The 24,537-nt window shown below is 43.7% G+C and carries 20 protein-coding genes, 1 rRNA gene and 1 pseudogene; 17 read left to right on the top strand and 5 right to left on the bottom strand.

Features of this window, described 5'->3' with window-relative positions; all coding sequences use genetic code 11:
* From rrf to BMZ78_RS17360, 3 genes are all read left to right on the top strand, one after another.
* Nucleotides 1-94 (top strand): 5S ribosomal RNA (gene rrf / locus BMZ78_RS17350); the annotation flags it as partial.
* A gap of 330 nt (nucleotides 95-424) precedes the next feature.
* Nucleotides 425-1,897, top strand: a complete 1,473-nt coding sequence (locus BMZ78_RS17355; RefSeq protein ID WP_093231660.1) for a class I adenylate-forming enzyme family protein — start codon at nucleotides 425-427, stop codon at nucleotides 1,895-1,897.
* 3 nt (nucleotides 1,898-1,900) lie between these two features.
* The gene (locus tag BMZ78_RS17360) at nucleotides 1,901-3,643 is read left to right on the top strand and encodes an acyl-CoA dehydrogenase family protein (RefSeq protein WP_093231661.1); all 1,743 of its coding nucleotides are present in this window, start codon (nucleotides 1,901-1,903) and stop codon (nucleotides 3,641-3,643) included.
* Between the two features lie 201 nt (nucleotides 3,644-3,844).
* Here BMZ78_RS17360 and BMZ78_RS17365 read toward each other — a convergent pair whose 3' ends face one another.
* From BMZ78_RS17365 to BMZ78_RS17385, 5 genes and pseudogenes are all read right to left on the bottom strand, one after another.
* Nucleotides 3,845-4,786, bottom strand: coding sequence for a PEP-utilizing enzyme (locus tag BMZ78_RS17365; RefSeq protein ID WP_093231662.1), 942 nt, complete (start codon nucleotides 4,784-4,786; stop codon nucleotides 3,845-3,847).
* Between the two features lie 69 nt (nucleotides 4,787-4,855).
* Nucleotides 4,856-5,182: a YnfA family protein gene (locus tag BMZ78_RS17370; RefSeq protein WP_093231663.1), complete on the bottom strand. Its 327-nt coding sequence runs from the start codon at nucleotides 5,180-5,182 to the stop codon at nucleotides 4,856-4,858.
* A gap of 118 nt (nucleotides 5,183-5,300) precedes the next feature.
* Complete coding sequence (locus BMZ78_RS17375; RefSeq protein ID WP_093231664.1) at nucleotides 5,301-5,621, bottom strand: PTS sugar transporter subunit IIA; 321 nt, start codon at nucleotides 5,619-5,621, stop codon at nucleotides 5,301-5,303.
* Nucleotides 5,622-5,703: 82 nt separating this feature from the next.
* Nucleotides 5,704-7,035: a 6-phospho-beta-glucosidase gene (locus BMZ78_RS17380; protein ID WP_093231665.1), complete on the bottom strand. Its 1,332-nt coding sequence runs from the start codon at nucleotides 7,033-7,035 to the stop codon at nucleotides 5,704-5,706.
* Nucleotides 7,036-7,167: 132 nt separating this feature from the next.
* Nucleotides 7,168-7,527, bottom strand: a pseudogene (locus BMZ78_RS17385) (PTS sugar transporter subunit IIC); the annotation flags it as partial.
* A gap of 466 nt (nucleotides 7,528-7,993) precedes the next feature.
* Here BMZ78_RS17385 and BMZ78_RS19435 point away from each other — a divergent pair.
* The 14 genes from BMZ78_RS19435 to BMZ78_RS17450 all read left to right on the top strand — a co-directional run bounded on the left by BMZ78_RS19435 (nucleotide 7,994) and on the right by BMZ78_RS17450 (nucleotide 24,195).
* The gene (locus BMZ78_RS19435; protein ID WP_281244593.1) at nucleotides 7,994-8,116 is read left to right on the top strand and encodes a hypothetical protein; all 123 of its coding nucleotides are present in this window, start codon (nucleotides 7,994-7,996) and stop codon (nucleotides 8,114-8,116) included.
* Between the two features lie 925 nt (nucleotides 8,117-9,041).
* Nucleotides 9,042-10,007: a S8 family peptidase gene (locus BMZ78_RS17390; RefSeq protein ID WP_093231666.1), complete on the top strand. Its 966-nt coding sequence runs from the start codon at nucleotides 9,042-9,044 to the stop codon at nucleotides 10,005-10,007.
* A gap of 320 nt (nucleotides 10,008-10,327) precedes the next feature.
* Complete coding sequence (iolG, locus tag BMZ78_RS17395) at nucleotides 10,328-11,395, top strand: inositol 2-dehydrogenase (protein WP_093231667.1); 1,068 nt, start codon at nucleotides 10,328-10,330, stop codon at nucleotides 11,393-11,395.
* 14 nt (nucleotides 11,396-11,409) lie between these two features.
* Complete coding sequence (locus BMZ78_RS17400; protein ID WP_093231668.1) at nucleotides 11,410-12,927, top strand: sugar ABC transporter ATP-binding protein; 1,518 nt, start codon at nucleotides 11,410-11,412, stop codon at nucleotides 12,925-12,927.
* Entirely contained in the window at nucleotides 12,920-13,900 is a 981-nt protein-coding gene (locus tag BMZ78_RS17405) for an ABC transporter permease (protein WP_093231669.1), read from the top strand. Before BMZ78_RS17400 ends, BMZ78_RS17405 begins: the two co-directional genes overlap by 8 nt.
* A gap of 35 nt (nucleotides 13,901-13,935) precedes the next feature.
* A complete protein-coding gene (gene iolG, locus BMZ78_RS17410; protein ID WP_093231670.1) occupies nucleotides 13,936-14,970 on the top strand; it encodes an inositol 2-dehydrogenase in 1,035 nt (344 codons plus the stop codon).
* A complete protein-coding gene (locus tag BMZ78_RS17415) occupies nucleotides 14,967-15,908 on the top strand; it encodes a sugar ABC transporter substrate-binding protein (protein WP_093231671.1) in 942 nt (313 codons plus the stop codon). Before iolG (BMZ78_RS17410) ends, BMZ78_RS17415 begins: the two co-directional genes overlap by 4 nt.
* A gap of 57 nt (nucleotides 15,909-15,965) precedes the next feature.
* Entirely contained in the window at nucleotides 15,966-17,828 is a 1,863-nt protein-coding gene (gene iolD / locus BMZ78_RS17420) for a 3D-(3,5/4)-trihydroxycyclohexane-1,2-dione acylhydrolase (decyclizing) (RefSeq protein WP_093231672.1), read from the top strand.
* 21 nt (nucleotides 17,829-17,849) lie between these two features.
* The gene (gene iolB, locus BMZ78_RS17425; protein WP_093231673.1) at nucleotides 17,850-18,662 is read left to right on the top strand and encodes a 5-deoxy-glucuronate isomerase; all 813 of its coding nucleotides are present in this window, start codon (nucleotides 17,850-17,852) and stop codon (nucleotides 18,660-18,662) included.
* 26 nt (nucleotides 18,663-18,688) lie between these two features.
* Complete coding sequence (iolC, locus tag BMZ78_RS17430; protein WP_093231674.1) at nucleotides 18,689-19,675, top strand: 5-dehydro-2-deoxygluconokinase; 987 nt, start codon at nucleotides 18,689-18,691, stop codon at nucleotides 19,673-19,675.
* Between the two features lie 16 nt (nucleotides 19,676-19,691).
* A complete protein-coding gene (locus BMZ78_RS17435; RefSeq protein ID WP_093231675.1) occupies nucleotides 19,692-21,143 on the top strand; it encodes a CoA-acylating methylmalonate-semialdehyde dehydrogenase in 1,452 nt (483 codons plus the stop codon).
* A gap of 20 nt (nucleotides 21,144-21,163) precedes the next feature.
* Nucleotides 21,164-22,030, top strand: coding sequence for a class II fructose-1,6-bisphosphate aldolase (gene fba, locus BMZ78_RS17440; RefSeq protein WP_093231676.1), 867 nt, complete (start codon nucleotides 21,164-21,166; stop codon nucleotides 22,028-22,030).
* A 57-nt stretch (nucleotides 22,031-22,087) separates the two neighbouring features.
* Complete coding sequence (iolE, locus tag BMZ78_RS17445) at nucleotides 22,088-22,993, top strand: myo-inosose-2 dehydratase (RefSeq protein ID WP_093231677.1); 906 nt, start codon at nucleotides 22,088-22,090, stop codon at nucleotides 22,991-22,993.
* Between the two features lie 197 nt (nucleotides 22,994-23,190).
* Nucleotides 23,191-24,195 (top strand): LacI family DNA-binding transcriptional regulator, encoded by a 1,005-nt coding sequence (locus BMZ78_RS17450; protein ID WP_093231678.1) that lies wholly within the window; start codon nucleotides 23,191-23,193, stop codon nucleotides 24,193-24,195.
* The last annotated feature ends 342 nt before the right edge of the window (nucleotides 24,196-24,537 follow it).

A 24,537-nucleotide genomic window follows, 5' to 3' on the forward strand; every position in this document is an offset into this window, starting at 1 on the left:
CCCACCCGTTCCCATCCCGAACACGGAAGTTAAGCCCTCCAGCGCCGATGGTACTTGGGGTGAAGACCCCTGGGAGAGTAGGTCGTTGCCAGGCACAAGGAAGAGCCATCCAAAACTTGGATGGCTCTTTTTCTTATTGTATATTTTTAGAGATATAAGGTAAGACTGGTCGATGAAAAAACGATTGACTCAGTAGAAAAATATTTATATTATTTAGTTAGCTCTCACCAATTAACAGATAATTAACAATTTTTGGAGCAAATGTTTTGCGCAAATGATTGTCTGGAAATTGATGGGTTTGGGTGCAACAAACAACCTTTTTACCATCCTCAAACTGGATGAATGGACTTATGAAAGATCGGCAAACCCAATTGGAAGCGTTTCTGAATAGTATTACTTCATTTGGTTCATAGGGGGAATAGCCATGATCCTCTCTGATTTGCTCGCTAGAAATGCCAGGAAGTTTGGTGACCGTATCTCCATTATTACTCGAAATGTTCGCATGTCTTATCGACAGCTGGATGAAGAGAGCAATCGCTTGGCAAGAAAGCTGATCCAACTGGGCGTTCAAAAAGGAAATCATGTGGGAATTATTTCCCGCAATAACGAACAGTTTTTGCGCCTCTACTTTGCTGTATTGAAATGCGGGGCGGTTGTTCTCCCCATCAGCGTTCGCTTTACCGCCGCCGAAATAAGCCGTGTGGTGGAGCACTTTGATCTCACCGCCCTGTTTTATGAAGAAAATTTTTCATCACTTATAGAAGATGCTGCCTCTAAAGAAATCATTGCACAGAGTATAGAGTTGTTGTTGGAGCAGTGCACCACTCTCCCCAGTAATCCCCCAGATATTATTATTCATGAAGAAGATCCATGTACCCTCTTTTTAACCTCTGGAACTACAGGTCAACCCAAGGGAGTTCTCTTTAATCATAAACGGGTCATTCCCGTTGCTACTGCCATCGCCATTGAATTCAAACATACCCCCGATGATCGTGTCCTGCATGTGATGCCATTTTCTCACTCTGCTCCGTTGCAAACCTTTTTTCTCGGAGCTCTTTTTGTAGGAGCTGTTCATATTATTGATGATTATGATCCCAAACGGTTTATCAACTGGATTTTGCAGGAGAAGGTGACTACAACATTTGCTGCCCCCATCGCTTATATTATGGCCGCCAAACAAGGAATTTCCGGCGATTTTTCCCATGTGCGCTATTTCGCTTATGGTGCTTCTGCTTTTCCACTTGCCGCATTAGAACGGGTAAAGCAGGCGTTTGGACACGATGCTTTTATGCATGTGTATGGATTGACGGAAACAGGACCTAGCGGAACTTGTCTGCGTCCTGAAGAGCACCAGACAAAAAATGGCTCCATTGGCAGACAGGCTGTTGTGAATATGGAAGTGAAAGTGGTGAATGACAGGGGAGAAGAGACAGGCCCTGGGGAATATGGTGAAATCCTGCTCAAGGGCGAGAGCAACATGCTTGGATATTATAACAACCCTGAAGAGACAGCGAAGGTGATCCGTGACGGATGGGTACAAACGGGAGATATCGCTTATCGGGATAAGGATGGCTATATCTTTATCGTGGATCGAAAGAAAGATGTAATTATCTCCGGAGGAGTGAACATCTATCCACGGGAAATAGAAGAAGTGCTGGTTACCCATCCGGCAGTGCTGGAAGCCTGTGTCGTGGGGGTTGCTCATCCCGAGTGGGGGGAGACGGTCAAAGCAGTAGTGGTGGCCCGGCCTGGTCAGAGGGTGACAGAAGAGAGCCTGAAGGAGTATATCTCCACCCGTTTAGCTGATTACAAGCAACCCCGTCTCTATAGCTTTGTTCAGGCTCTTCCCCGCAACGTCAATGGTAAAGTGTTAAAACATCTAGCAAAGGGGATGTAATCGATGATTGATTATAGCCTTTATCATGATGGAACCGATGTGAATTGGTATGAAAGTGATTTTACTATGCAGTACTATTTCAACCGTTACCTGCCTCGGCTGAAAGAGTGGGGCGAAAAACGTCTTTCCAAACTGGGGGAATATGCCGCTGGTCCGATGAATCGACGTGCGAACTATACTGACCGGGATGGACAACCCAAGCTGATTCGTTACAACCGCCAGGGTGAAGAGATCAATGAAGTGTGGTACAACGAAGGTTATCTTGCCACAGTGGGAGATTGCTTTGAATCTGGGGTGATCGGCTGGCGTTACCGTGATGATGTGCCGGAGAAAATTCCTTTTTTCTACACCCAGTTGATGCATATGCTGATGTCTGGGGCGGAGACGGGATTTACCTGTCCAGTTGCGTTGACCATGTCTGTCGCTTTTGTCATCGAAAAATTCGGAACAGAAGAACAAAAGAAAAAATTCCTCCCCAAGCTCGCCAGCATGGACCGCCGAACCCTCGAACAAGGAGCCACTTTTTTGACAGAAATTCAGGGCGGCTCAGATGTTGGAGCCACTGAAACCCGTGCTGTAAAAAATGGGGATCACTATCTGCTTACAGGTGAAAAATGGTTTGCCAGCAACTGTGACGCGGGCATTTCCATCACTCTGGCACGAGTGGGAGATACACCAGGCACTAGGGGATTAAGTTTATTCTTAATGCCCAGGTATCTGGAAAACGGAGAAAAAAATCGGATTACCATTCGCAGATTAAAAGATAAGCTGGGCGTTCGTGCGGTGGCGAGCGGAGAGTTGATCCTGGACGGAGCAGTAGGGTATTTGATCGGAGAAGAAGAACAAGGGTTTAAGATCATGGCAGAAGCGCTGAACGTTTCCCGCATGTGTACAGCTACGGGGGCGTTGGCTATTTCACGGAGAGCGTTTCTGGAAGCGGTGATTTATGCCTCAAAACGGAAGGCTTTTGGTCAAACGATTGTCCATTATCCGATGGTTAGAGAAACTCTGTTGGATATGATGGTAGATATGGAAGCAGAATGGACTTTGGTGGCACAGATGATGCAAATGTTTGACAGAGTTCATACGTATGGGGAAGATACGGAGGATAACAATACCTTGCTTCGTTTGCTTTTGGCCATGAGTAAATATCGCTGCTCCGAAAATGCAGTAAAACACGCAAGGGATGCATTGGAATTGCACGGTGGCAATGGGTACATTGAAGAGTATGTTACACCACGCCTGTTGCGAGATGCACAGGTGAACACGGTGTGGGAAGGAACTTCCAATATTATGGGGTTGGAAGTGTTAAAAACGTTGGGAAGAGAAGCGGCGAGAAAGCAAGGAAGAGGGAGTATACTATTGAAGGATATTCAGGAAACGCTGAAAAAAGTAACTCTGCCGGAGTTAAAGGGATCTATTGAAGTGTTGACTGAACAAGTTAGCGAAGTAGCAAATGATGTCGCATATTTGTTGCAGGCAGATGCTCGGGTTCAAAACGCCCATGCACGCCATTTGATGGATAAGTTGACCGACCTCTACTGTGCGGTTCATCTACTGGAAGAAGCGCAATACGCTAAAGTGGAAAAAGGATCCGAGCGGCTAATGAGGATTGCAGAGTATTATGTAAATCGTACCTATCGCCCGGAGAGATACGATATTCGCAGTGGATCTGTTCCCAGCATGGATTTGTATGATTTGGTAGTGGCTTATCGAGAGAAGGAGACCAATGCCCGGGCCGAATGAACTTTCATAGTGATATACCAAATTTCTCATAGAAAAAAGAAAAAAATGGGCTGACTCAAAAGGTTAAAAGTCAGTCCATTTTCCATGCAATTCATATTATATTTGGAGTAAACTGAAATGTATTCTATATATTTTGGATCATATGCTTTTGTTTCTGCTTTTGAATCAGCCCATTGACTCGACCGTTCCTTTTAATGACCATCAGTTTTTCTCATCCAATATCTGCACGTAACCTTTTGTACCATCCACACGGACATATTGGCCATCCTTTAATATTTTCGTTGCATTCTCCACACCGACAACGGCAGGAATTCCGTACTCTCTGGCCACAACCGAACCGTGGGTCATCATACCCCCTATTTCCGTCACGAGCGCTTTTGCTGAATGGAACAAAGGTGTCCAACCTGGATCTGTATAAGGTGCAACCAATATATCGCCTTTGTTCAATGATCCTTCTTCCAATCTGCGAACCACTTTGACATATCCTTCTGCAATGCCTGCAGATACAGGAATACCGATCAAAGCGACTGGAGGAGCCTGCTCATTGCTTCTTTCAGCTGTGAATATTTCTCCATCACTTGTCATGACACGGGGAGGAGTAAGCTTCCGGTACTGCATTTCCAATCCTTTTCGGGAATGAATCAATTCCTTGACATCATCCGTAAAGCGTTTTTCCAGCAAGGCGACCAGCTCATCCAACGTCAGATAGAAGACATCCTCTTTGTTTTCAATGATTCCTTTTTCAAAAAGAATGTTTGCTTCTTCTAAAATCGCTTCTCTGTAAATATCAAAATACCGGATGATGATATATTTGGGCAGTTCACGTATTCCTACCGTATTCCGGTAGAGGGTGATGAGGCGGGATAATTTTTTTGCTTTTCTCAAGCCGCCCCGTGTTGCTTTGACGCGTGCTAACAAAACCTGTATCGCCTCATTCGCTTCTTGCTCTCCCTGTTTGAATTTTTCCCGATGTTCGTTGGGCGCATTGCTTCTTATGTGGCTGAGAATGGATGGGACAAGCATGGTTGGTGCTTCTTTCCAGCGAACTCTTGTAATATCAATTTCACCTGGCGCACGCATCCCGAACCTTTCCATGAACTGGTCCAGTTTGGCTTTAAATACATCGCCACCTTCCATTCCCATCAAGCAAAGAAAAAAGTGTCCTCAAATAAAAAAATGGACACTGCTTAAGAAAGGATGTAGTTTTTCGATTTAATTTCTCGGTGCCCATAACATGATGCCTACACCGATCAGACAGATGGCAGCACCGATCCAGTCATAAAAATCGGGCGTTTTTTTATCAACGCCCCACCCCCATAGAACTGAAAGAACGATAAATATTCCACCATACGCTGCATATACCCGACCAAAGGAAGGGAAGGATTGCCAAGTAGCAATGATACCGTACAAAGCCAGAGCAGCTCCTCCCAAAAGCCCCAAATAGTTCGACTTTCCTTCTCGTAACCAGAGCCAAATCAGATATCCACCACCAATTTCAGCCAATCCAGCGAGCAAGAATAATAAAATCGCTTGTAACAATGAAAGATCCCCTTTTCAATTTTATGTAAATGTCTTTTAATTGCTTGTTCCAATACTTTAATGAATGGTTTGGCAGATCGATGAGGCACAGTTTCATACTAGATCATTTAATTTATCATTAAGGCTGTTGTTTTTTCAAGATTCGGATCAAACGTTCGATCAAGTTTTTTTCAGAGATCGCTGTCATCAAATGATCTTGTGCGTGAATAAGGAGTAAGGATTTTTCAATCGGAGAGCCATTCAGTTCTGCCTGGATCAGTTTGGTTTGTGTTTGATGGGCTTTTCCCAGTTCTTCGTCTGCCTGTTTCAACAATTCATCCGCTTTGCTGAAGTCATTATTCTCAGCTGCATCCAGGGCTTCATAGGCAAGGGATTTGGCATTCCCTCCATGGGAAATGATCAGAAAAATTTCATTCTCCAGGTTCAATGAATTGGACATAATTGATTCCTCCTGCATGAAATGAGTGCATCGCGATTTACTGGCATTGGTGCAGTGACAGTTCCCAAGATAACGGGTTCTTTTACACCTTCTTCGGGAAAAATTGCGGCAAATACTCTTTATGTGCCTCCAACATCTCATCCAAGACTTTCTTCGCGATTTCATCACTTGGTACCAATGGGTTAATCGTCATGGCCAGCAATGCTTTCTCATAGGAACCTGTTACGGCCGCTTCCGAGGCAATGCGTTCAAAAGATTTGATCTGTTGAACGAGCCCATTGACTTCCACAGGCAATTCGCCGACAGGGATCGGTTTGGGACCGTCTTTGGTTACGATACAGTTTACTTCTACGGCAGATTCATCGGGAATACCTGTAATGGCTCCCTGGTTTTGTACGTTTAGGGTTTGAATATCCTGTTTATCATTGTAGATCGAAGAGATCAGGTTACAGGCAGCATCGCTATAGTAGGCACCTCCGCGCTTTTCAAGCTGAGGAGGTTTTATATCCAGTTCAGGATTTTTGTATAGCTCAAATAAATCCGCTTCCAGTCTTTTGACTACCTCTGCCCGTGTCGTTCCTTTCTTGAATGCTTCCAGTTCTTCTTCCAAAATCTCCTTTGTTTTGAAGTAATAGCGGTGATACGGGCACAGCAGGATTCCCAAGGCTTTCAGGAAATCTGGCTGCCATGGTACGGGAGCAATATTCCTCATGGTTACCTGATTTTCCGGTCTGGAAAGCAGATCAATCACATGATGGGTTACGTTTTTTCCATCGACATATACATTCAGTCCATGAACGAGATGATTTAATCCGGCAAAGTCAATCTGCAATTCTTCCAATTGTACTCCCAACAGTTTGGCGATCGAAATTTTCATGTGAACGGGCAGGTTGCATACACCTACGATTTTTTTATGGGAACTGTAACGAAGGAGAGCTTCCGTTACCATGCCCGCAGGATTGGTAAAGTTAATCAACCAGGCATCGGGGCATAGTTCTTGCATCTCTTCAGCGATTTCAAGTAAAACAGGAATCGTTCTGAGTCCCTTGAACAAACCACCAGCTCCATTGGTTTCCTGGCCGATAATGCCATGCTTCAAAGGAATGCGTTCATCCTTGATACGCGCATCCAGGAGACCGACTCGTATTTGTGTTGTGACAAAATCAGCACCTACCAGGGCTTCTTTGCGATTCAAAGTAAGACAGACTTTCATGGGAATGCCCGCTCTTTTGACCATTCGCTGAGCCAGCTTCCCCACAATTTCCAGTTTTTCTCTACCTTCTTCAATATCGACCAGCCAGAGTTCGCGAACAGGGAGTTCATCGTATCTTTTTATCAATCCTTCGACAAATTCGGGTGTATAGCTGGATCCTCCACCAATCGTCACTATTTTTACACCTGTTGGTGGGTTCATGGATGAATCCCCCCATGTTTGAAACCAAGTCGAAAAGACATTTCCAAAACACCTTTCTCCAATAGAATTGAAACACAAGGCACAATAAGAAAAAAAGTGGGAATCTTCGAGATGACCCCCACTGCTATTCAGTTATGAAGCTGTTTTTTCTGTTTGCGTTTCCTGGGCGATAAGATGGCAATCATAGACTTTGAGAAAAGGTAAATAGATCATGAAAGAGATCAGGATATTGACCAATACGAGTATGATCGCTTTCCAATCCCCTCCCGTTGCCAGAAATGCGCCAACTGGAGCGGGGAGTGTCCATGGAACGAGAATATAAGTGGGATGTACCAAGCCGATTACTGTGGCAATATAGGATAGTGTACCAGTGATAATCGGAACAATGACAAATGGAATAATCATGATGGGATTTAATACAATGGGAACCCCAAAAACGATCGGTTCGATCGGTTCGTTAATATTGAAAGTCCCCGGTACAATAGAAGCCCTTCATGGCCTCCTGAAATAGATACCTTTTTTCTTCTTTTGTACATGTATGTGGCTACTTTTGATAATCCATCTGAACCTAATCTGCTTGTGGATGGTTATTTCATTTTTCTGCTGCTATGATTCATACCAATCAATGAAAGGGTTTACATTTATAACTATATTATATTTTTTCTGAAATATAGTTTCAATATATATTTGCATTTTTTAAAATTGGATTTTAGTTCTTTTGGGATGAGACAGAATGATATCTATGTTATCATTCGTCTTGGAGATAAAGAACTATAAAGAATAATTTCATTTTAACAAAAATAATGGTTGTATATTATTTTATGATTATTTAAAATATAATTAGATGCATTGCATAAAACCAAATCAATGAGCAAGAGAAAGAGAAAACAAAAGTTACAGTAGAGATTCTGCTACTTCGAGTTGTGCTATTTTGCATCACTTTGAGGAGGGAGTCTCAATGTCGAAAGAAAAAATAAGAAAGTTTATTGATGAATGGGTTTGTCGAAAATATTTGAATGAAGAATTGAACACAAAAATCGTGGAAATAAAGAACATAGAAAACCAGGAAAGGAAGGATTAATTCTCACTACTTTTCAGGCACAGATTGAGCAAGAGTGGATCCGGGTTTTTGATGAGCAACAGATCATTGATTATCCGTTTTTTCTATTTATCAATGCACAAGGCAATTTAGAGATTGAAAAAATTTATCCCTTATTTGAACGGCTAAGAGAAATAACAGAAAATCGAAGACATAAGCCAGTAGACTTGAATAATGTCAATCATGATGAATATGGTCAAAATGTACAAATTCAAAATTATATACAGGAGCAATATGATTCAGACCAAGAAATAGTTAACCATCTGGAAATTTAATATTCACAAAATTTTTTAAAGAATATAATAAAAATCAATATACCCAAAAATCTTTTAGCCTTGAGGAAAGCAGTTTGGTAACTTTCTCTCATGAACTTAACCTTTTAATAGAGGAACTGAAACGATTAAGGATAGAATTAGAGGAAAAGAATAAACAAATTCGGAAGCTTGAGAAAAAAACCGTAATCTATGGCTGAGTTTGAATGATACTAGAAATACTCTAAATACTCTTCAATTGAGACTGAAACAGAATGAGGCTGATGATGAATCGACTTACCCTTTTTAATTAGATTGAAAAATTGCTTGAAAAAGATGTTTCGAATATAGACTCAAAATAGTTCGCTTTAAACACAGCTGGATTTGGAAGGCTTCCTTTTTTGGACTTAGAAATATTTACAAAGTGATCATCTTCTTTCTTGAGGCAACTGGAAAGAGGATGGTTTTGATTTACATCAAGATCGAAGGATAGCGCTGAAAGATCTCGTTTTTCCTGTAAATCTTAGAGAGTACTCCTGATCAGGGCATTTTTTATTCCGATATTTTTGAATAATGGACATGATTGGGAGTGGCTTTTGCATATATTGTAATACGTTGTGATCAAAGCCTATCAATGAAAAAATGGGAGGGGTCTCATGACTCAAGTAAAGTTAATTCCATACAAAGTTGAAGAAGTAATGAAGGAGCGTAGCGAAATCCCCAAAGGAGTAAAAATGATTAAAGCACCTGAATTCTGGCAGGCAAGCAATAAAGGGGAAGATGTGGTTGTAGCCGTGTTGGATACAGGATGCCAGATAGACCATCCAGACCTGAAAGATCGCATTATCGATAAGCGAAATTTTTCTACTGATTACAATGGCGATCCCGATCAGGTTGATGATGGTGCCGGACATGGAACCCATGTCGCAGGTACGATTGCAGCGATCGAAAATGATCTGGGAGTTGTGGGTGTGGCCCCACAAGTGAAATTGCTGATCGTAAAGGTACTTTCCAATGATGGTTCAGGTACTTATGAGAGCGTGATCAATGGGATTGATTATGCTACAAACTGGAAAGGGTCAAATGGTCAAAGAGTGCGTGTGATAAATATGTCACTTGGTGGACCGAATGATGATCCGGAATTGCACGCCGCCATCAAACGAGCCGTAGAGCAAGGAATTGTGGTGGTATGCGCGGCAGGAAATGAGGGCGATGGTAAGGCAGAGACAGAAGAAAAATCTTATCCGGGTGCCTATCCGGAAGTGGTACAAGTCGGAGCGGTGGATTTTCAAGGCAAGTTTACTGAATTTACCAATACCAACAGTCAAGTGGATCTGGTTGCACCTGGACATCAAATTGTTTCTACTTATCCGAAAAGCCAATATGCAACCTTATCTGGAACATCCATGGCAACCCCACATGTATCTGGAGCCATTGCATTGATTATTAACCAGGCAGAGAAAGCATTCCGGCGAAGCTTGACGGAAGCGGAAGTCTATGCCCAATTATGCAAGCATACCGTCTCATTAGGGCATGACAAGTGGGCAGAAGGAAATGGACTGGTCGATTTATCTATGGGATTGAAGCCGCAGATTCGTAATCTCGAAGAGGAAGATCTGTAGAAAGGGATCAGAATCAACAAGAAGCCAAGAAGAGGATGCGGAGAAATGAAAGGTTCTGGTAGTTGCTTTTGTTCGCATGAAACGACAAAAGAAGTCTCACTCCAAAAACAGTGTCTTTGTCAACGATTGGAGCCAAGTAGAAGAATTCTATTTGGCTTTTTTCTATGTGACAAAATTCAATAAATAAACAGAATTACATTAATATAATTAGTATTAATTTATTGTTGATAAAATATTCATAATGAATTAATATAATGGTAAGCGCTTTCCCTATTCGCAAACATCAAAATATTAATAGATAAAAGGAAAGGACGATTATATTGAAGAAAGTAAAAATTGGAGTGATTGGAGCCGGACGAATTGGTAAGCTTCATGCAGAAAATCTGCTTCATTTTCCACAAGTGGAATTGAAAGCGGTTTCTGATGTTTATTTGGAAAATGTCTCAGCATGGGCCGATAAATTAGGAATTCCTCGTGTTACGGGTGATTATAGGGAAATCCTGGAAGACGATGAAATCGATGCCGTTTTTGTGTGTTCTTCGACAGATACTCATGTTTCCATCATCATGGAAGCTGCCCGAGCTGGCAAGCATATTTTCTGTGAAAAACCGATCAGTTTTGAAATGGAACAAACAAAGAAAGCGCTTAAATCCGTGAAACAGGCAGGTGTCCAGCTTCAGGTAGGTTTTAACCGAAGATTTGACCATAATTTTCGAAAGGTACGCGAATCGATTATATCCGGAAAAATTGGCAATCCCCATATTATTAAAGTAACATCGCGAGATCCGGCTGTCCCTCCAAAGGAATATATTCAAAAATCAGGTGGTATTTTTATTGACATGACCATTCACGACTTTGACATGGTTCGTTATTTGTCAGGGAGTGAGGTAGAAGAGGTATATGTTCAGGGAGAGGTGTTAATCGATCACGTATTTGCCGAATGCGGGGATATAGACACAGCTGTTACCGTCCTCAAACTGAAAAACGGAGCCATTGGTGTCATTGATAATAGCCGAAAGGCCGTTTATGGTTATGATCAACGAGTGGAAGTTTTCGGCTCAAAAGGATGTATTACCGTGGACAACGATTATCCCAATACGGCATTGATCAGTACAGCAGAGGGCGTTTATCAGGATAAGCCAAAGTATTTCTTTTTGGAAAGATATCACCATGCTTATCTGGAGGAAGTGAAAAGTTTTATTGAAAGCGTTTTGGAAGACCGTCCTGTTCTGGTAGATGGTCATGATGGTCTGCAAGCTGAAATGATCGCCCATGCAGCCAGAAGATCCTGGCTGGAAAAAAGACCTGTGAAGCTATCTGAGCTGCAAAACGATGATGAGAGGAATTTTTCAGACTGTGAAGGTAAGCGCTTTCCTCTATCAAGTTAAAAGGAGAAAGAAAGATGCAAGCTGTAAAAGAAACCTCTTTGCTTAAACTTTCGAAAGTGAATAAAAGTTTTTCAGGCATTCGTATACTGAAAGACATTGATTTGGAGATCAAAGCGGGAGAAGTCCACATCTTATTGGGGGAGAATGGTGCTGGTAAATCCACGTTAATTAAAATCGTAACCGGAGCTTACAGGAAAGATTCGGGAGAAATCTATTGGGAAGGAAACAGGGTTGCGATTGAAAGTCCTTTGGATGCGATGAACTTGGGAATTGCTACAATTTATCAGGAGTTGAATCTCATTCCCGAATTAACGGTTTATGAAAACATTTACTTGGGCAGAGAGATAAAGAACAGCGGCAAATTTTCACTCCTTAATCAAAAAGAAATGAAGAAACGGGTTGCCGAATATCTAAAGCGCTTAAATCTGGATATTTCCCCTGAAGACAAAGTTTCCTCTCTGGGAATCGGCAAACAGCAGTTGGTTGAGATTATCAGGGCGCTGATGATGGATACCCGACTAATCATTATGGATGAGCCAACAGCAAGTTTAAGCGCCTCGGAAACAGAGACTCTGCTCAAAATCATCGATGATTTGCGAAAACAGGGAATCGCTATTATTTATATCTCCCACCGCCTGGATGAAATCAAGCAAATTGGCGATCGGATCACCATCTTGAGAGATGGATGTAAAATGGCGACCTTGCCTGTTAAAAAGACGAGTACGGAACAGATGATCCAATTGATGGTGGGACGTCAATTAAAAGATCAATACCCCAAAGAATCTTTTACCATCGGGGCTGAAGGATTGAAAGTGGAAGATCTTCGACTCCGGAAGAGAAAAGAAACCATTTCATTCACTGCTTATCAAGGACAAATTTTGGGGATCGCAGGTTTGGTAGGCGCTGGACGTACTGAATTGGCTCGTGCCATTTTTGGAGCGGAACCGATTGAGTCAGGAAAAGTATATGTATTTGGGGAAGAAGTCACGATCAGGTCTCCACAAGATGCGATTCAAGCTGGTTTGGCATTGATTTCGGAAGACCGGAAGGGAGAAGGATTGATTCTGGATCTTGATCTGGAGTTCAATATGACTCTTACCAGCTTGAAAAGATTGAAACAAGGGGCTTTCCTGCGCTTTAAAAAGCTGAACGAGGAGGCAAATCGTTATCTTCATGAATTACGGATTCGCCCGTCAGATGTCGATGTGCCTGCCAGAAAACTGAGTGGCGGCAATCAGCAAAAAGTGGTGATTGCCAAATGGCTGGCGACGAACGCCAAAGTGTTTATCTTCGATGAACCGACCAGAGGCATTGATGTGGGAGCGAAGGTGGAAGTTTACCGTTTGATGAATGACTTGGTAAAACAAGGAAAAGTGGTGATCATGATTTCTTCTGATTTGCCAGAGCTGTTGGGGATGTGTGATCGGATTCTGGTTATGCATGAAGGAAAAATGACGGCGGATTTATCAAGAGAGGAAGCAGATCAAGAGATCATTATGAAAGCGGCTACGGGAGGGATCCAGAATGCTTGATGTTGCTGGGAAGGTTTCAGCAGAAAAGAAAATAGCCAAAGGTTTTTTGGACAAATTTGGTGCACTGATTGGGCTCATTTTACTCTCTGTCACACTGACTTTACTGACGGATAAATTCCTGACCTTGGACAACCTGATGAACATCTTTCGGCAGTCCTCGGTTAACTGTTTATTGGCGATCGGAATGTTGCTGACCATTTTGACAGCGGGAATCGATCTTTCTGTTGGATCCATTCTAGCCATTTCAACCATGCTGATGGGGATTGTGGTAGTGAAATGGGGAATGAATCCCATTCTGGGCATGGCGGTTTGTCTGGGAGTCGGTGCTTTCTTTGGTTGGTTAAATGGCATTTTGCTTACGAAGCTTCGCTTGCCACACCCGTTTATTTCAACATTGGGAACGATGAATATTGCCCGGGGATTGGCTCTAATCGTCACCGCTGCAGCTCCCATCGCCGGATTTCCATACATGATTCAATTTGTAGGAAGAGAATTCATTGGCCCTGTACCGATCAGTTTCTTATTGGTGATCATTGTTTATGTCGGGTTTCACCTGTTTTTAACAAGAACAGCCACCGGAAGATATATCTATGCCATTGGCGGGAACAAAGAAGCTGCTCGCCTTTCAGGCATTAATGTAAACAGGGTATTGGTGATTGTTTATACCATGAGCGGATTGATGGCTGCACTTGCCGGTCTGGTTATGGTTGGACGTGTGAACTCTGCTTTCCCGCTGGCGGGTCTGTCCTACGAGTTGGATGCCATTGCTGCCGTCATTATTGGTGGAGCCAGCTTTTTTGGCGGAGTCGGAACCGTATGGGGAACCATGATTGGTGCGCTTATTATCGCTGTATTGAGAAATGGCTTAAACTTGTTGAACGTTTCGGCAGATTTCCAAATGGCAGTGATTGGATTTGTCATTATTACAGCTGTGTTTATCGATGTATTGCGTCAACGTGCAAGCAAAATGTAAGCGTTTAATTTTTCGTAGAAGGTTGGTATTCAAAGATGAGGGAACAAATCCGTTGTGCCGTTTTTGGGCTTGGACGTCTGGGATACTGGCATGCTGAAAATCTGGCTGGCAAAGTAAAAGGGGCCAAACTGAGTGTGGTTGTTGATCCGCAAGAAAAGATAGCCGAAAAAGTGGCCCATGAGTTAGGAGTTCAATGGAGCACTTCCTCACAGAGTATCCTGGAGGATTCGGAGATCGATGCGGTGATCATTGCGGTACCGACCGCTTTTCATGCGGATATGATCAAGCTTGCAGCGCAGCATGGGAAGCATATCTTTGTGGAGAAGCCGTTAACGCAAACCTTGGAAGAAGCGGATGAAGTGATCGATGTGATCCGGGAAAATGGGATCTTCTGTCAAGTGGGCTTTATGCGTCGCTTTGATCCTGCGTATGCGGAAGCCAAGCGAAGAATTGATGCGGGTGATATCGGAAAACCCATTTATTTCAAGTCCATTTCCAGAGATCCAGGATCACCGCCGGCTGAATTTATTCAAAAGAGCGGAGGCATTTTCCTTGATTTGTCCATTCATGATTATGATTTGGCACGTTTTCTGATGGGTGCTGAGGTGGAATCGGTACATGCGCACGGAACGGTACTGCTTCATCCATTCATGAAGGAGTGCGGGGATGCTGATCAAGCGTTGGCCTATCTCACTTTTGATTCTGGTGCGGCAGGAGATGTCGAGGGAAGCCGCAATGCCATGTATGGCTATGACATTTTTACGGAAGTAGTTGGAACAGAAGGGTCGATTCGCATTGGATCATTAAGGCATCATGATGTGCAATTGCTGACCGATAAGGGGAGTGTACATGATATTGTCCCTCATTTCCCCGTACGTTTCAAAGAGTCCTATCTATTGGAGATGAATCATTTTATTGATTGTTTACGTAAAGAGGAAAAACCATCGGTGACGGAGATCGATGGCAAGAAAGCTCTCGAAATCTCAATGGCAGCAAAAATCTCATGGAAAACGGGACAACGGGTTCATGTAGGTGAGAAGGTTAAACAGACTTGGAGGAACGAGTCATGAAACGGTTATTCATCATTGGTTTAATCTTGTGCCTGGTTTGGTTTACGGCAGGGTGCGAGTCCATGAAAGAGGATGGAAGGCCAAAAGTGATGGTGATCTTGAAAACGTTGAGCAGTCAGTACTGGAAATTTGTAGAGGCCGGTGCCAAAGAGGCAGCCAAAAAGCTGAACGTTGATGTAACCATCGTGGGACCTTCCTCCGAAGCAAAAATTGATGAACAAATCTCACTCCTTGAAGATGCGATTACGCAAGAGCCCGATGCTCTGGTTGTATCTCCTTCCCAGCCCGTTACAGTAATTCCGGCCTTTGAAATGGCGAAGAAAAAAAAGATTCCTGTTCTGTTGGTAGATACAGATGCTGACTGGGATGACAAAGTCACTTTTCTTGGAACAGATAACTATACAGCTGGAAAAAAGGGAGGAGAACAACTGGCTTCCATGTTAAAACCGGGCGATAAAGTGGCCATTATCGCTGGAGCATTGGGAAATACGGCCATGGATCATCGTGTCAAGGGCGCGAAAGAAGTTCTGCAAGCCAAGGGGATCAAAGTTGTAGCAGAGCAACCTGCAGACAGTGATAAGGAAAAAGCGCTATCGGTAATGGAAAATATTTTACAAAAAAATCCAGATATCAAAGGTGTTTTTAGTGCGAATGATGATATGGCGATCGGAGCTCTTCGAGCCTTGGAGGCTAGAAAATTGAAAATTCCCGTCATTGGTACAGATGGAACCATTGAGGCATTGGAATCGATTCAGGCCGGAAACTTGTCGGGAACCATCGCCCAAAATCCTTATCAAATGGGATATAAAGGGGTGGAGACGGCATTAAAAGCAATCAGAAAAGAAAAAGTAAGCAAGAGAATTGATACAGGTGTTGATGTTATCACCAGAAAAAATGCTCAAAAGAAAATGAATTTCTTGAAAGGTTTATTGGATTAGAGGTATATTATTAATATAGGTTAAGCGCTTTCCCAAAATTTGAAAGGAGAATATTCGATGAAGACGATACGATTGACGATGGCTCAAGCGTTACTCAAATTTCTGGATAACCAGTATGTTTCCATCGATGGGAAAGAATACAAATTTGTTCAGGGAATTATGGGGATTTTTGGACATGGAAATGTGACAGGAATAGGTGAAGCGTTGGAACAGGATCCGGGAAATCTGATCTTTATTCAAGGCAAGAACGAGCAAGGAATGGTTCATGCAGCCGCAGCCTACGCCAAGCAAAAAAATCGGTTAAGCATTTTTGCCTGTACCTCTTCGATTGGTCCTGGCGCCTTGAATATGGTCACAGCTGCAGCAACCGCTACGGTTAATCGGATTCCTGTATTGCTTTTACCGGGTGACCATTTTGCCTGCCGACAGCCAGATCCTGTGTTGCAACAAATTGAAGATCCCAGTGATTATACCATTGCTGCAACAGATGCTTTTAAACCCGTAAGTAAATATTGGGATCGGATTGTTCGCCCTGAACAGTTGATGAGCGCTCTTGTCCATGCGATGAGGGTTTTGACAGATCCGGCTGACACAGGAGCTGTAACCTTGGCATTGCCCCAGGATGTGCAGTGTGAGGCGTACGACTATCCTGTTGAGTTTTTTGATAAAAGAGTGCATTACATCGATCGCCGACCGATGACACAGGAAGTTCGTGAACGGGCCACCAGGCTGATTCTTAGCAAAAAGAAACCGCTCATTATTGCGGGTGGTGGGGTTCATTACTCATTGGCAACCCAAGAGCTTCGTGAGTTTGCTGAAACTTTCCAGATTCCTGTAGCAGAGACACAAGCCGGAAAAAGCGCACTTCCATGGAATCATCCGCTAAATGTCGGGGGAATCGGTGTGACCGGTTCGCTGTCTGCCAACCTATTGGCGAAAGAAGCCGATTTGATCATCGGGGTAGGTACCCGGTATTCCGATTTTACGACTGGGTCCAAAGCTCTCTTTCAAAACCCGGAAGCAGAATTTTTAAACATAAATATCAGTCCATTTGATGCAATGAAAATGAACTCAACGATGGTGGTAGCCGATGCCAAAGAAGCACTCATAGCTTTAAAGAAAGTGATGGAGTCACAAAACTACCAAACGGCCTACCAGGATGAAATCCAAACATGGAAAGAGAGATGGGATCAAGAGGTAGATCGCCTGTATCAGATTGAACGGGAAGATGGACTTGCTCAAACCCGTGTATTGGGAGTCATCAATGAGCTGATCGATAAAAATGCGGCAGTCGTTTGCGCAGCAGGAAGTTTGCCCGGTGATTTGCACCGTTTGTGGCGATGCGAAGAGCCAAAAACCTACCATATGGAATACGGCTTTTCATGCATGGGATATGAAGTAAGTGGTGCATTGGGCGTGAAAATGGCTGATCCTGATCGGGAAGTGTATGCATTGGTTGGAGATGGAAGCTATATGATGCTTCACTCTGAATTACTGACGAGTATCCAGGAAGGATATAAGATCAATGTTCTCCTTTTTGACAATCATGGATTCCAATGCATCCATAACTTGCAACGGGCTCATGGAAGTGAAGGATTCGGCAACGAATTTCGCTACCGTTCGCCTGAAACCAATCGCCTGACAGGGGATTATATTTCCATCGATTTTGCGGCTCATGCACGAAGTTTTGGAGCAAAGACGTATACCGCTCATACGGTGGAGGAACTTCAGGCGGCGTTGGAAGCGGCGAAAAAAGAAAAAGTTTCTACCTTGATTGATATCAAGGTGCTTCCAGGAACCAATACCGATGGATATGAATCATGGTGGCGTGTGGGGGTTGCTGAAGTCTCCAAGAGTGAAAAAGTGCAGAAAGCATATGCAAAGATGCAAGAGCATGTACAGAAAGCAAGAGAATTATAGGGAAAAGGGAGGAGAAATCCGATGTCCAAGCTCATTGTTCCAAGTACCTCACCGGATGCATCCGGAAAAGTTCTTTCCGTTACGCCGGAATTTGCTGGATGGAAATATGTTGGTTTCGAGGTGTATGCCTTAAAACCCGGTCAAACCTTGCGAAAAGAAACATTGGATCTGGAAGCGTGCATTGTTCTTCTTGAAGGAAAAGCCCATGTCGCGACCCGGAAGAAAAAATGGACAGATCTGGGCAAACGCATGAGTGTCTTTGAAAAAATTCCTCCTTATTCCGTATATGTTCCATCGCAGGACTGGTTTGAAGTCGAAGCGTTGACTGAACTTCAATTAGCCGTCTGTCTTGCTCCCGGAAAAGGAACTTATGAGGCGAGATGCATATCTCCCGAAGACGTAGGTGTGGAAATCAGGGGTTCAGGCAATATGGAGCGTTTGATCCACAACATCTTGCCAGAGCAGAAGCCGGCAGACAGCTTGCTGGTGGTCGAAGTGTTCACTCCAGAGGGACATTGGTCGAGTTATCCGCCACACAAACATGATGAGGATCGTCTGCCCGAAGAGTCTTATCTTGAAGAAACCTATTATCACCGCATTCAACCTGATCATGGTTTTGCCGTTCAACGCGTTTATACCGACGATCGCTCGCTGGATGAGACCATGGTCGTCAGAAATGGTGACGTCGTACTCGTTCCCAAAGGATATCATCCTGTCTCCGCGCCTCCAGGATATGAAGTCTATTATCTCAATGTAATGGCAGGCCCTGTTCGTACTTGGAAGTTTAAAAATGATCCAGACCATGAATGGTTAATGGAACGATTCAAGCGATAAGGTTTGGAGAAAGGGGGTTTTAGACGATGAAACATATCCAGTTTGACCATCAAAAACCACTGGATTTTATTGCGATCGGTCGATTGTGTATTGATTTGAATGCCAATGAAATCAATCGTCCGATGGAAGAAACATCGACTTTTACAAAATATGTTGGAGGTTCACCCGCCAATATTGCCATTGGCATATCCCGTTTGGGAAAGAAAGTGGGTTTTGTCGGTAAAATTGCCAATGATCAAATGGGAAGATTCATTCATCGTTATTTAGAAAAAAACAACATTGATACATCGGGTGTAGTGACTGACCGGACAGGAGCGGTGACAGGACTTGCTTTCACGGAAATTAAAAGCCCAACGGATTGCAGCATTCTCATGTATCGGGATAATGTAGCCGATTTGAAACTGGAGCCAAATGAAGTCAGCGAAGATTACATCAAACAGGCCAAATGCCTGCTCATTTCCGGTACGGCGCTGGCCAAAAGCCCTTCCCGGGAAGCGGTTTTTCTCGCACTTGAATATGCGAGAAAACACAATGTGGTGGTCGTATTTGATCTGGATTATCGTCCCTATACCTGGACTTCCTCTGAAGAAACCGCCATTTATTACAATTTGGCTGCGGAAAAATGCGATGTCATTATTGGGACCCGAGAAGAATTTGATATGATGGAACAATTTGAACATACAAAAAAAGATGATGATGTCACGGCCGGGAAATGGTTTCGATATCATGCCAAAATCGTTGTCATCAAGCATGGACAGAAAGGTTCCATTGCATACACCAAACAGGGAACCAAACATCAGGGTGGGATCTTTCCAGCCAGGATCGTAAAAACATTCGGTGCTGGTGACTCTTATGCAGCCGGATTTATCTATGGCCTCATGGAAGGTTGGGATTTGGATCAATGTATGGAATTTGGTAGTGCGGCTGCAGCGATTGTCATTTCCAGCCATAGCTGTTCGGATGCCATGCCGACAGTGGAGCAAGTTACAGACTATATTCGCAAACACCGTTAAGAAAGGAAGATTCCATATGACAAACGCAAAAGTATTGAAAAACTTCATCGGTGGTACCTGGGTAGCATCCACTTCCGAAAAAAACGAGCCCGTTCCAAATCCAGCAACAGGCGAAGTGCTTGCCTATGTTCCGATTTCTACTAAAGAGGAATTGAATCAGGCAGTAGCTGTGGCAAAAGAAACTTTCAAGACCTGGAGCCAGACCCCTGTTCCACGCAGAGCACGCATCCTTTTTAAATATCAGCAGTTGTTGGTGGAGCATTGGGAAGAACTGGCGAAACTGATCACGATGGAAAACGGAAAAAGCTACAAGGAAGCATATGGCGAAGTACAGCGTGGTATTGAGTGCGTGGAATTTGCTGCCGGAGCTCCTACCCTGATGATGGGAAAACAGCTTGCCACCATTGCGACCAACATTGAGTCAGGGATGTATCGCTATCCGATTGGTGTCGTTGGAGGAATTACGCCATTTAACTTCCCCATGATGGTTCCCTGCTGGATGTTCCCCTTGGCTATTGCCTGTGGAAACACCTTTGTCCTTAAACCATCAGAACGAACACCTCTGCTCGCCAACCGTTTGGCGGAGCTGTTCCAGGAAGCAGGCTTACCCGATGGTGTTCTCAATATTGTTCACGGCGCCCATGATGTGGTAAACGGCTTGTTGGAACATCCGGATGTACGTGCGATTTCCTTTGTCGGCTCGCAACCGGTGGCCGAGTATGTATATAAAACCGGAGCAGCTCATGGGAAACGTGTTCAGGCTTTGGCAGGAGCAAAAAATCATACGATTGTGATGCCGGATGCGAATCTGGATGCTGCGGTAACTGAAATTATCAATGCGGCCTTTGGCTCCGCTGGAGAACGTTGCATGGCTTGCTCTGTCGTAGTCGCAGTGGGAGATATTGCGGATGAGTTGACGGAAAAATTAGTCGCGGCTGCCAATGAACTGGTGATTGGAAATGGACTGGATGAAGGGGTCTTTCTAGGACCGGTGATTCGTGAAGCACATAAGGAAAGAACCCTGAAGTATATCCAGATCGGGGAAAAAGAAGGAGCGCTTTTGATCCGGGATGGCCGTAAAGATGCGGCAACTCATGCGGAAGGATACTTTGTTGGACCTACTATTTTCGATCGTGTCACTTGTGATATGACCATTTGGAAAGATGAAATCTTTGCTCCTGTGTTATCGATTACGAGAGTAGAAACATTGGAAGAAGCGATTGAATTGGCCAATCGTTCTGAGTTTGCCAACGGGGCTTGCATCTTTACCCAAAATGGAAGCCATGTGCGGAAGTTCCGTGAAACGATTGATGCGGGAATGCTCGGGGTTAATTTGGGAGTACCTGCACCCATGGCCTTTTTCCCATTCTCCGGTTGGAAAAATTCGTTCTATGGCGATTTGCATGCCAATGGTCCAGATGGTGTGGAGTTTTATACCAGAAAGAAAATGGTTACTGCACGTTGGTAATGGAAAGAGAGGGATCAAACGTGGCGCTTGTTTCGATGAAAGAAATGTTACACCAGGCTCTAAACGGCAAATACGCTGTCGGCCAATTTAATCTCACCAATTTGGAGTTTACACAGGCCATTTTGCAAGCGGCACAAGAAGAACAATCGCCTGTGATTTTGGGAGTGAGTGAACCTTATATTCCTTATATAGGGGGATATAAGCTGGTTGTCGCCATGGTACAAGCCCTCATCGAAGAATATCGAATCACGGTTCCTGTTGCGCTCCATCTGGATCATGGGACTTCGTTTGATGCCTGTGTTAAAGCCATACAAGCCGGTTTTACTTCGGTCATGATCGACGCTTCCCATTATCCATTGGAAGAAAATATTGCCATAACCAAAAAAGTGGTCGATATGGCTCATGTATTGGGCATTACCGTGGAAGCTGAATTGGGCAGAATAGGCGGACGGGAAGATGACCTGATTGTGACTAAGGCAGAAGCGGCCTATGCCATCCCGGAGGAATGCGAGAAATTGGTTCGTGAAACGGGCATTGATTGCTTGGCCCCTGCTCTTGGATCCGTACATGGTCCATATAAGGGGAAACCAAAGCTGGGCTTTGATCGGATGGAAGAAATTCAAAAACGGACAGGTGTCCCTCTCGTTTTACATGGAGGAACCGGAATTCCCCCAGAGGATATTCAGAGAGCGATCTCATCAGGCACTGCAAAGATTAATGTCAATGCGGAAAACCAGATGGCTTGTACAGCGACGATCCGCAACATTTTAGCCGAGGATACCAATGAGTATGATCCGCGCAAATACCTGATTCCGGCCAGAGAAGCTGTCAAAGCATCAGTAAAAAGGAAAATACGGGAATTTGGCTGCTCTGGAAAGGCATCATGAAAAGCCAGGTGAAAAGAGCCTGGCTTTTTTACTACAAAAAGATGGGAGATGTAGTAAATGAAAAAATATCGTTTCCAACTAGGCATCCATCCGATTAACTGGGTGGGAGAAGATGTCAGGGAACATGGGGATTATTACAGTTATCAGGAAGTGATGTCCGATATTGCATCATTAGGATTAACGGGTACAGAAATGAGTAGAAAATTTCCGAAAGATATTCCACTACTCAAAAAAGAACTGGCTGAAAGAGGATTAATATTAGTTACCCAATGGAAATCGGTTTTATTCTCGGATGCCAGCTATCGGGACCAAGAACTTCGCGCCTATCGGGAACATGTGCTCTTCTTGAAAGAGATGGGTTGCCAAGTGATCAGTACTGCAGAAATCGGGGGTTCGCTCCATTGGGATCCACGTCGAACTCCTTATGAAAAAGAAGTGGCTCGACTTTCGGATAAAGAATGGAAAAGCCTGGCCGAAGGGCTCAATCAAGCTGGTGAAATTGCCAGGGAATACGGGATGAAACTGGTTTATCATCATCATGGAGGTACCGTTGTTGAGCAACCAGAGGAAATTGACCGTTTAATGGAAATGACAGACCCAGAATTGGTCTATCTCCTATATGATACAGGTCATGCTTACTATGGAGGAAACGATCCGCTCGAGCTTCTGAAAAAATACTATCATCGCATTGGGTATGTTCATTTAAAAGATGTGCGCCAGGATGTATTGGAGCAAGCCAGAACAGAAGGAGCGGACTTTATTACGTGCATTAGACGTGGAGTGTTTACGGTACCGGGCGATGGGGCCATTGATTTCAAACCCATCTTTCAAGAGTTGGTAACCAGAGATTATCATGGCTGGGCCTTGATTGAAGGAGAACAGGATCCAACCGTTCATCCTCCTGTGCAGTATGCAAAGAAATCATTGGAATATATTTATGGCTTGTTATCGGATATCGAATAAAAAATCGAGATGAAATATTTGTACTGGATGGTCGAATATACTACAATATTTTATATATTTCATCGATCAAATAGGTAGAACCGTTTTTCCGGCGCGCTCTTGACATTGTGATGTAGAAAAGCTTTTCGGAAAAACGGTTCTTCATTCCATTCTCCTTTTCATTAAATATCTTGTTGAGTTTGAAAGAGTGTGGGAACATGAAACCAACCATTTATGATGTAGCCCGGGAGGCAGGCGTTTCGATTGCGACCGTCTCCAAGGTGATTAACAATACAGGGCGGATTAGTGAAAAAACCAGGCAAAAAGTGTTGAAAGTCATGAAACAATTGGACTATCAACCCAGTATTTTGGCGTCTGCTCTTACTGGCAAACACACTTATACCATCGGTTTGCTGATTCCTGATATTGCAAACCCTTTTTTTGCCGAACTTTCCAGACGAGTGGAAGATCGGGGGCAGGAACTGGGCTTTAGTGTCGTGATGTGTAGTACAGATAACGATCCAGACAAGACGGTCCGCTATATCACGTTGCTGAAACAGAAAAGTGTTGACGGCATCATCCTTGCATCCAGCTTTGAAAATCATCAAGTATTAAAAGGACTGCTGGAAGAAAACTTTCCAATCGCATTGATTTCTCAGGAAATTCCTTCCCTTGCTATTGACAGTGTGACCGTTGATGATTTTCTTGGAGGATATCAGGTAACCGAGTATCTGCTTCAATTAGGACACCAAAAAATCGCGATCGTCGCAGAAAAAGCACCAAGCAATCAAAAACGGATGGATGGTTATCGCAAAGCCATAGCGGATGCAAATGTAGAAATGAAGGAAAATTACATGGCCATTACTCAGGCAACCGTCGAGGGTGGATATCATTGCGCAAACCAGTTGTTTGATCTGCCTGAACCGCCTACAGCGATTTTTGCTTGCAATGATTTGATCGCTATTGGAGTAATTAAGGCTGCACGTGAACGAAACCTGAAGATACCGAATGATCTTTCGGTTGTGGGATTTGATAATACATTTATGGCTGAAATGGTCGATCCTCCCCTTTCTTCGGTTCAACAGCCCATATGTGAAATGAGCCGGCAAGTTGTGGACCTCCTTGTAAAGAAAATTCAAGGAGAGAAAAGCCGAAAGCGGGTGGTGTTGTTACCGGAATTGGTCGTACGAAAATCCACCATGCCACCTGAAGAGCAGCAATAATTGGGGATATACAGCTCTTGCCGCCTGAAAGATCATGGTTTTGAATGAGGGATGAAAGACAGATTGGCTCGCTATCCCCTTTGGGGATGGTAAGAGCCAGCATAAAATGAAAAGCAGGTTATGCTGCACCAACTTGGTTTGAAGAGGTTGATAGAAAAAAATATAAAAAAAGGTATTGCATCTTTTGTCGAAGCATGATATATTATTCACTGTCGCCGCGATGAGCGGTGAAAATGAGAAACGCACTTTGAAAATTAGATAAGGAAATGAAGTCAAGTCAAGGGTATCACCGAGACGAGTACCTTTAGCAACAGGTTAAGCTACTAAGGGCACACGGTGGAT

This window comes from Thermoflavimicrobium dichotomicum (assembly GCF_900114055.1).
Taxonomy (GTDB): domain Bacteria; phylum Bacillota; class Bacilli; order Thermoactinomycetales; family Thermoactinomycetaceae; genus Thermoflavimicrobium; species Thermoflavimicrobium dichotomicum.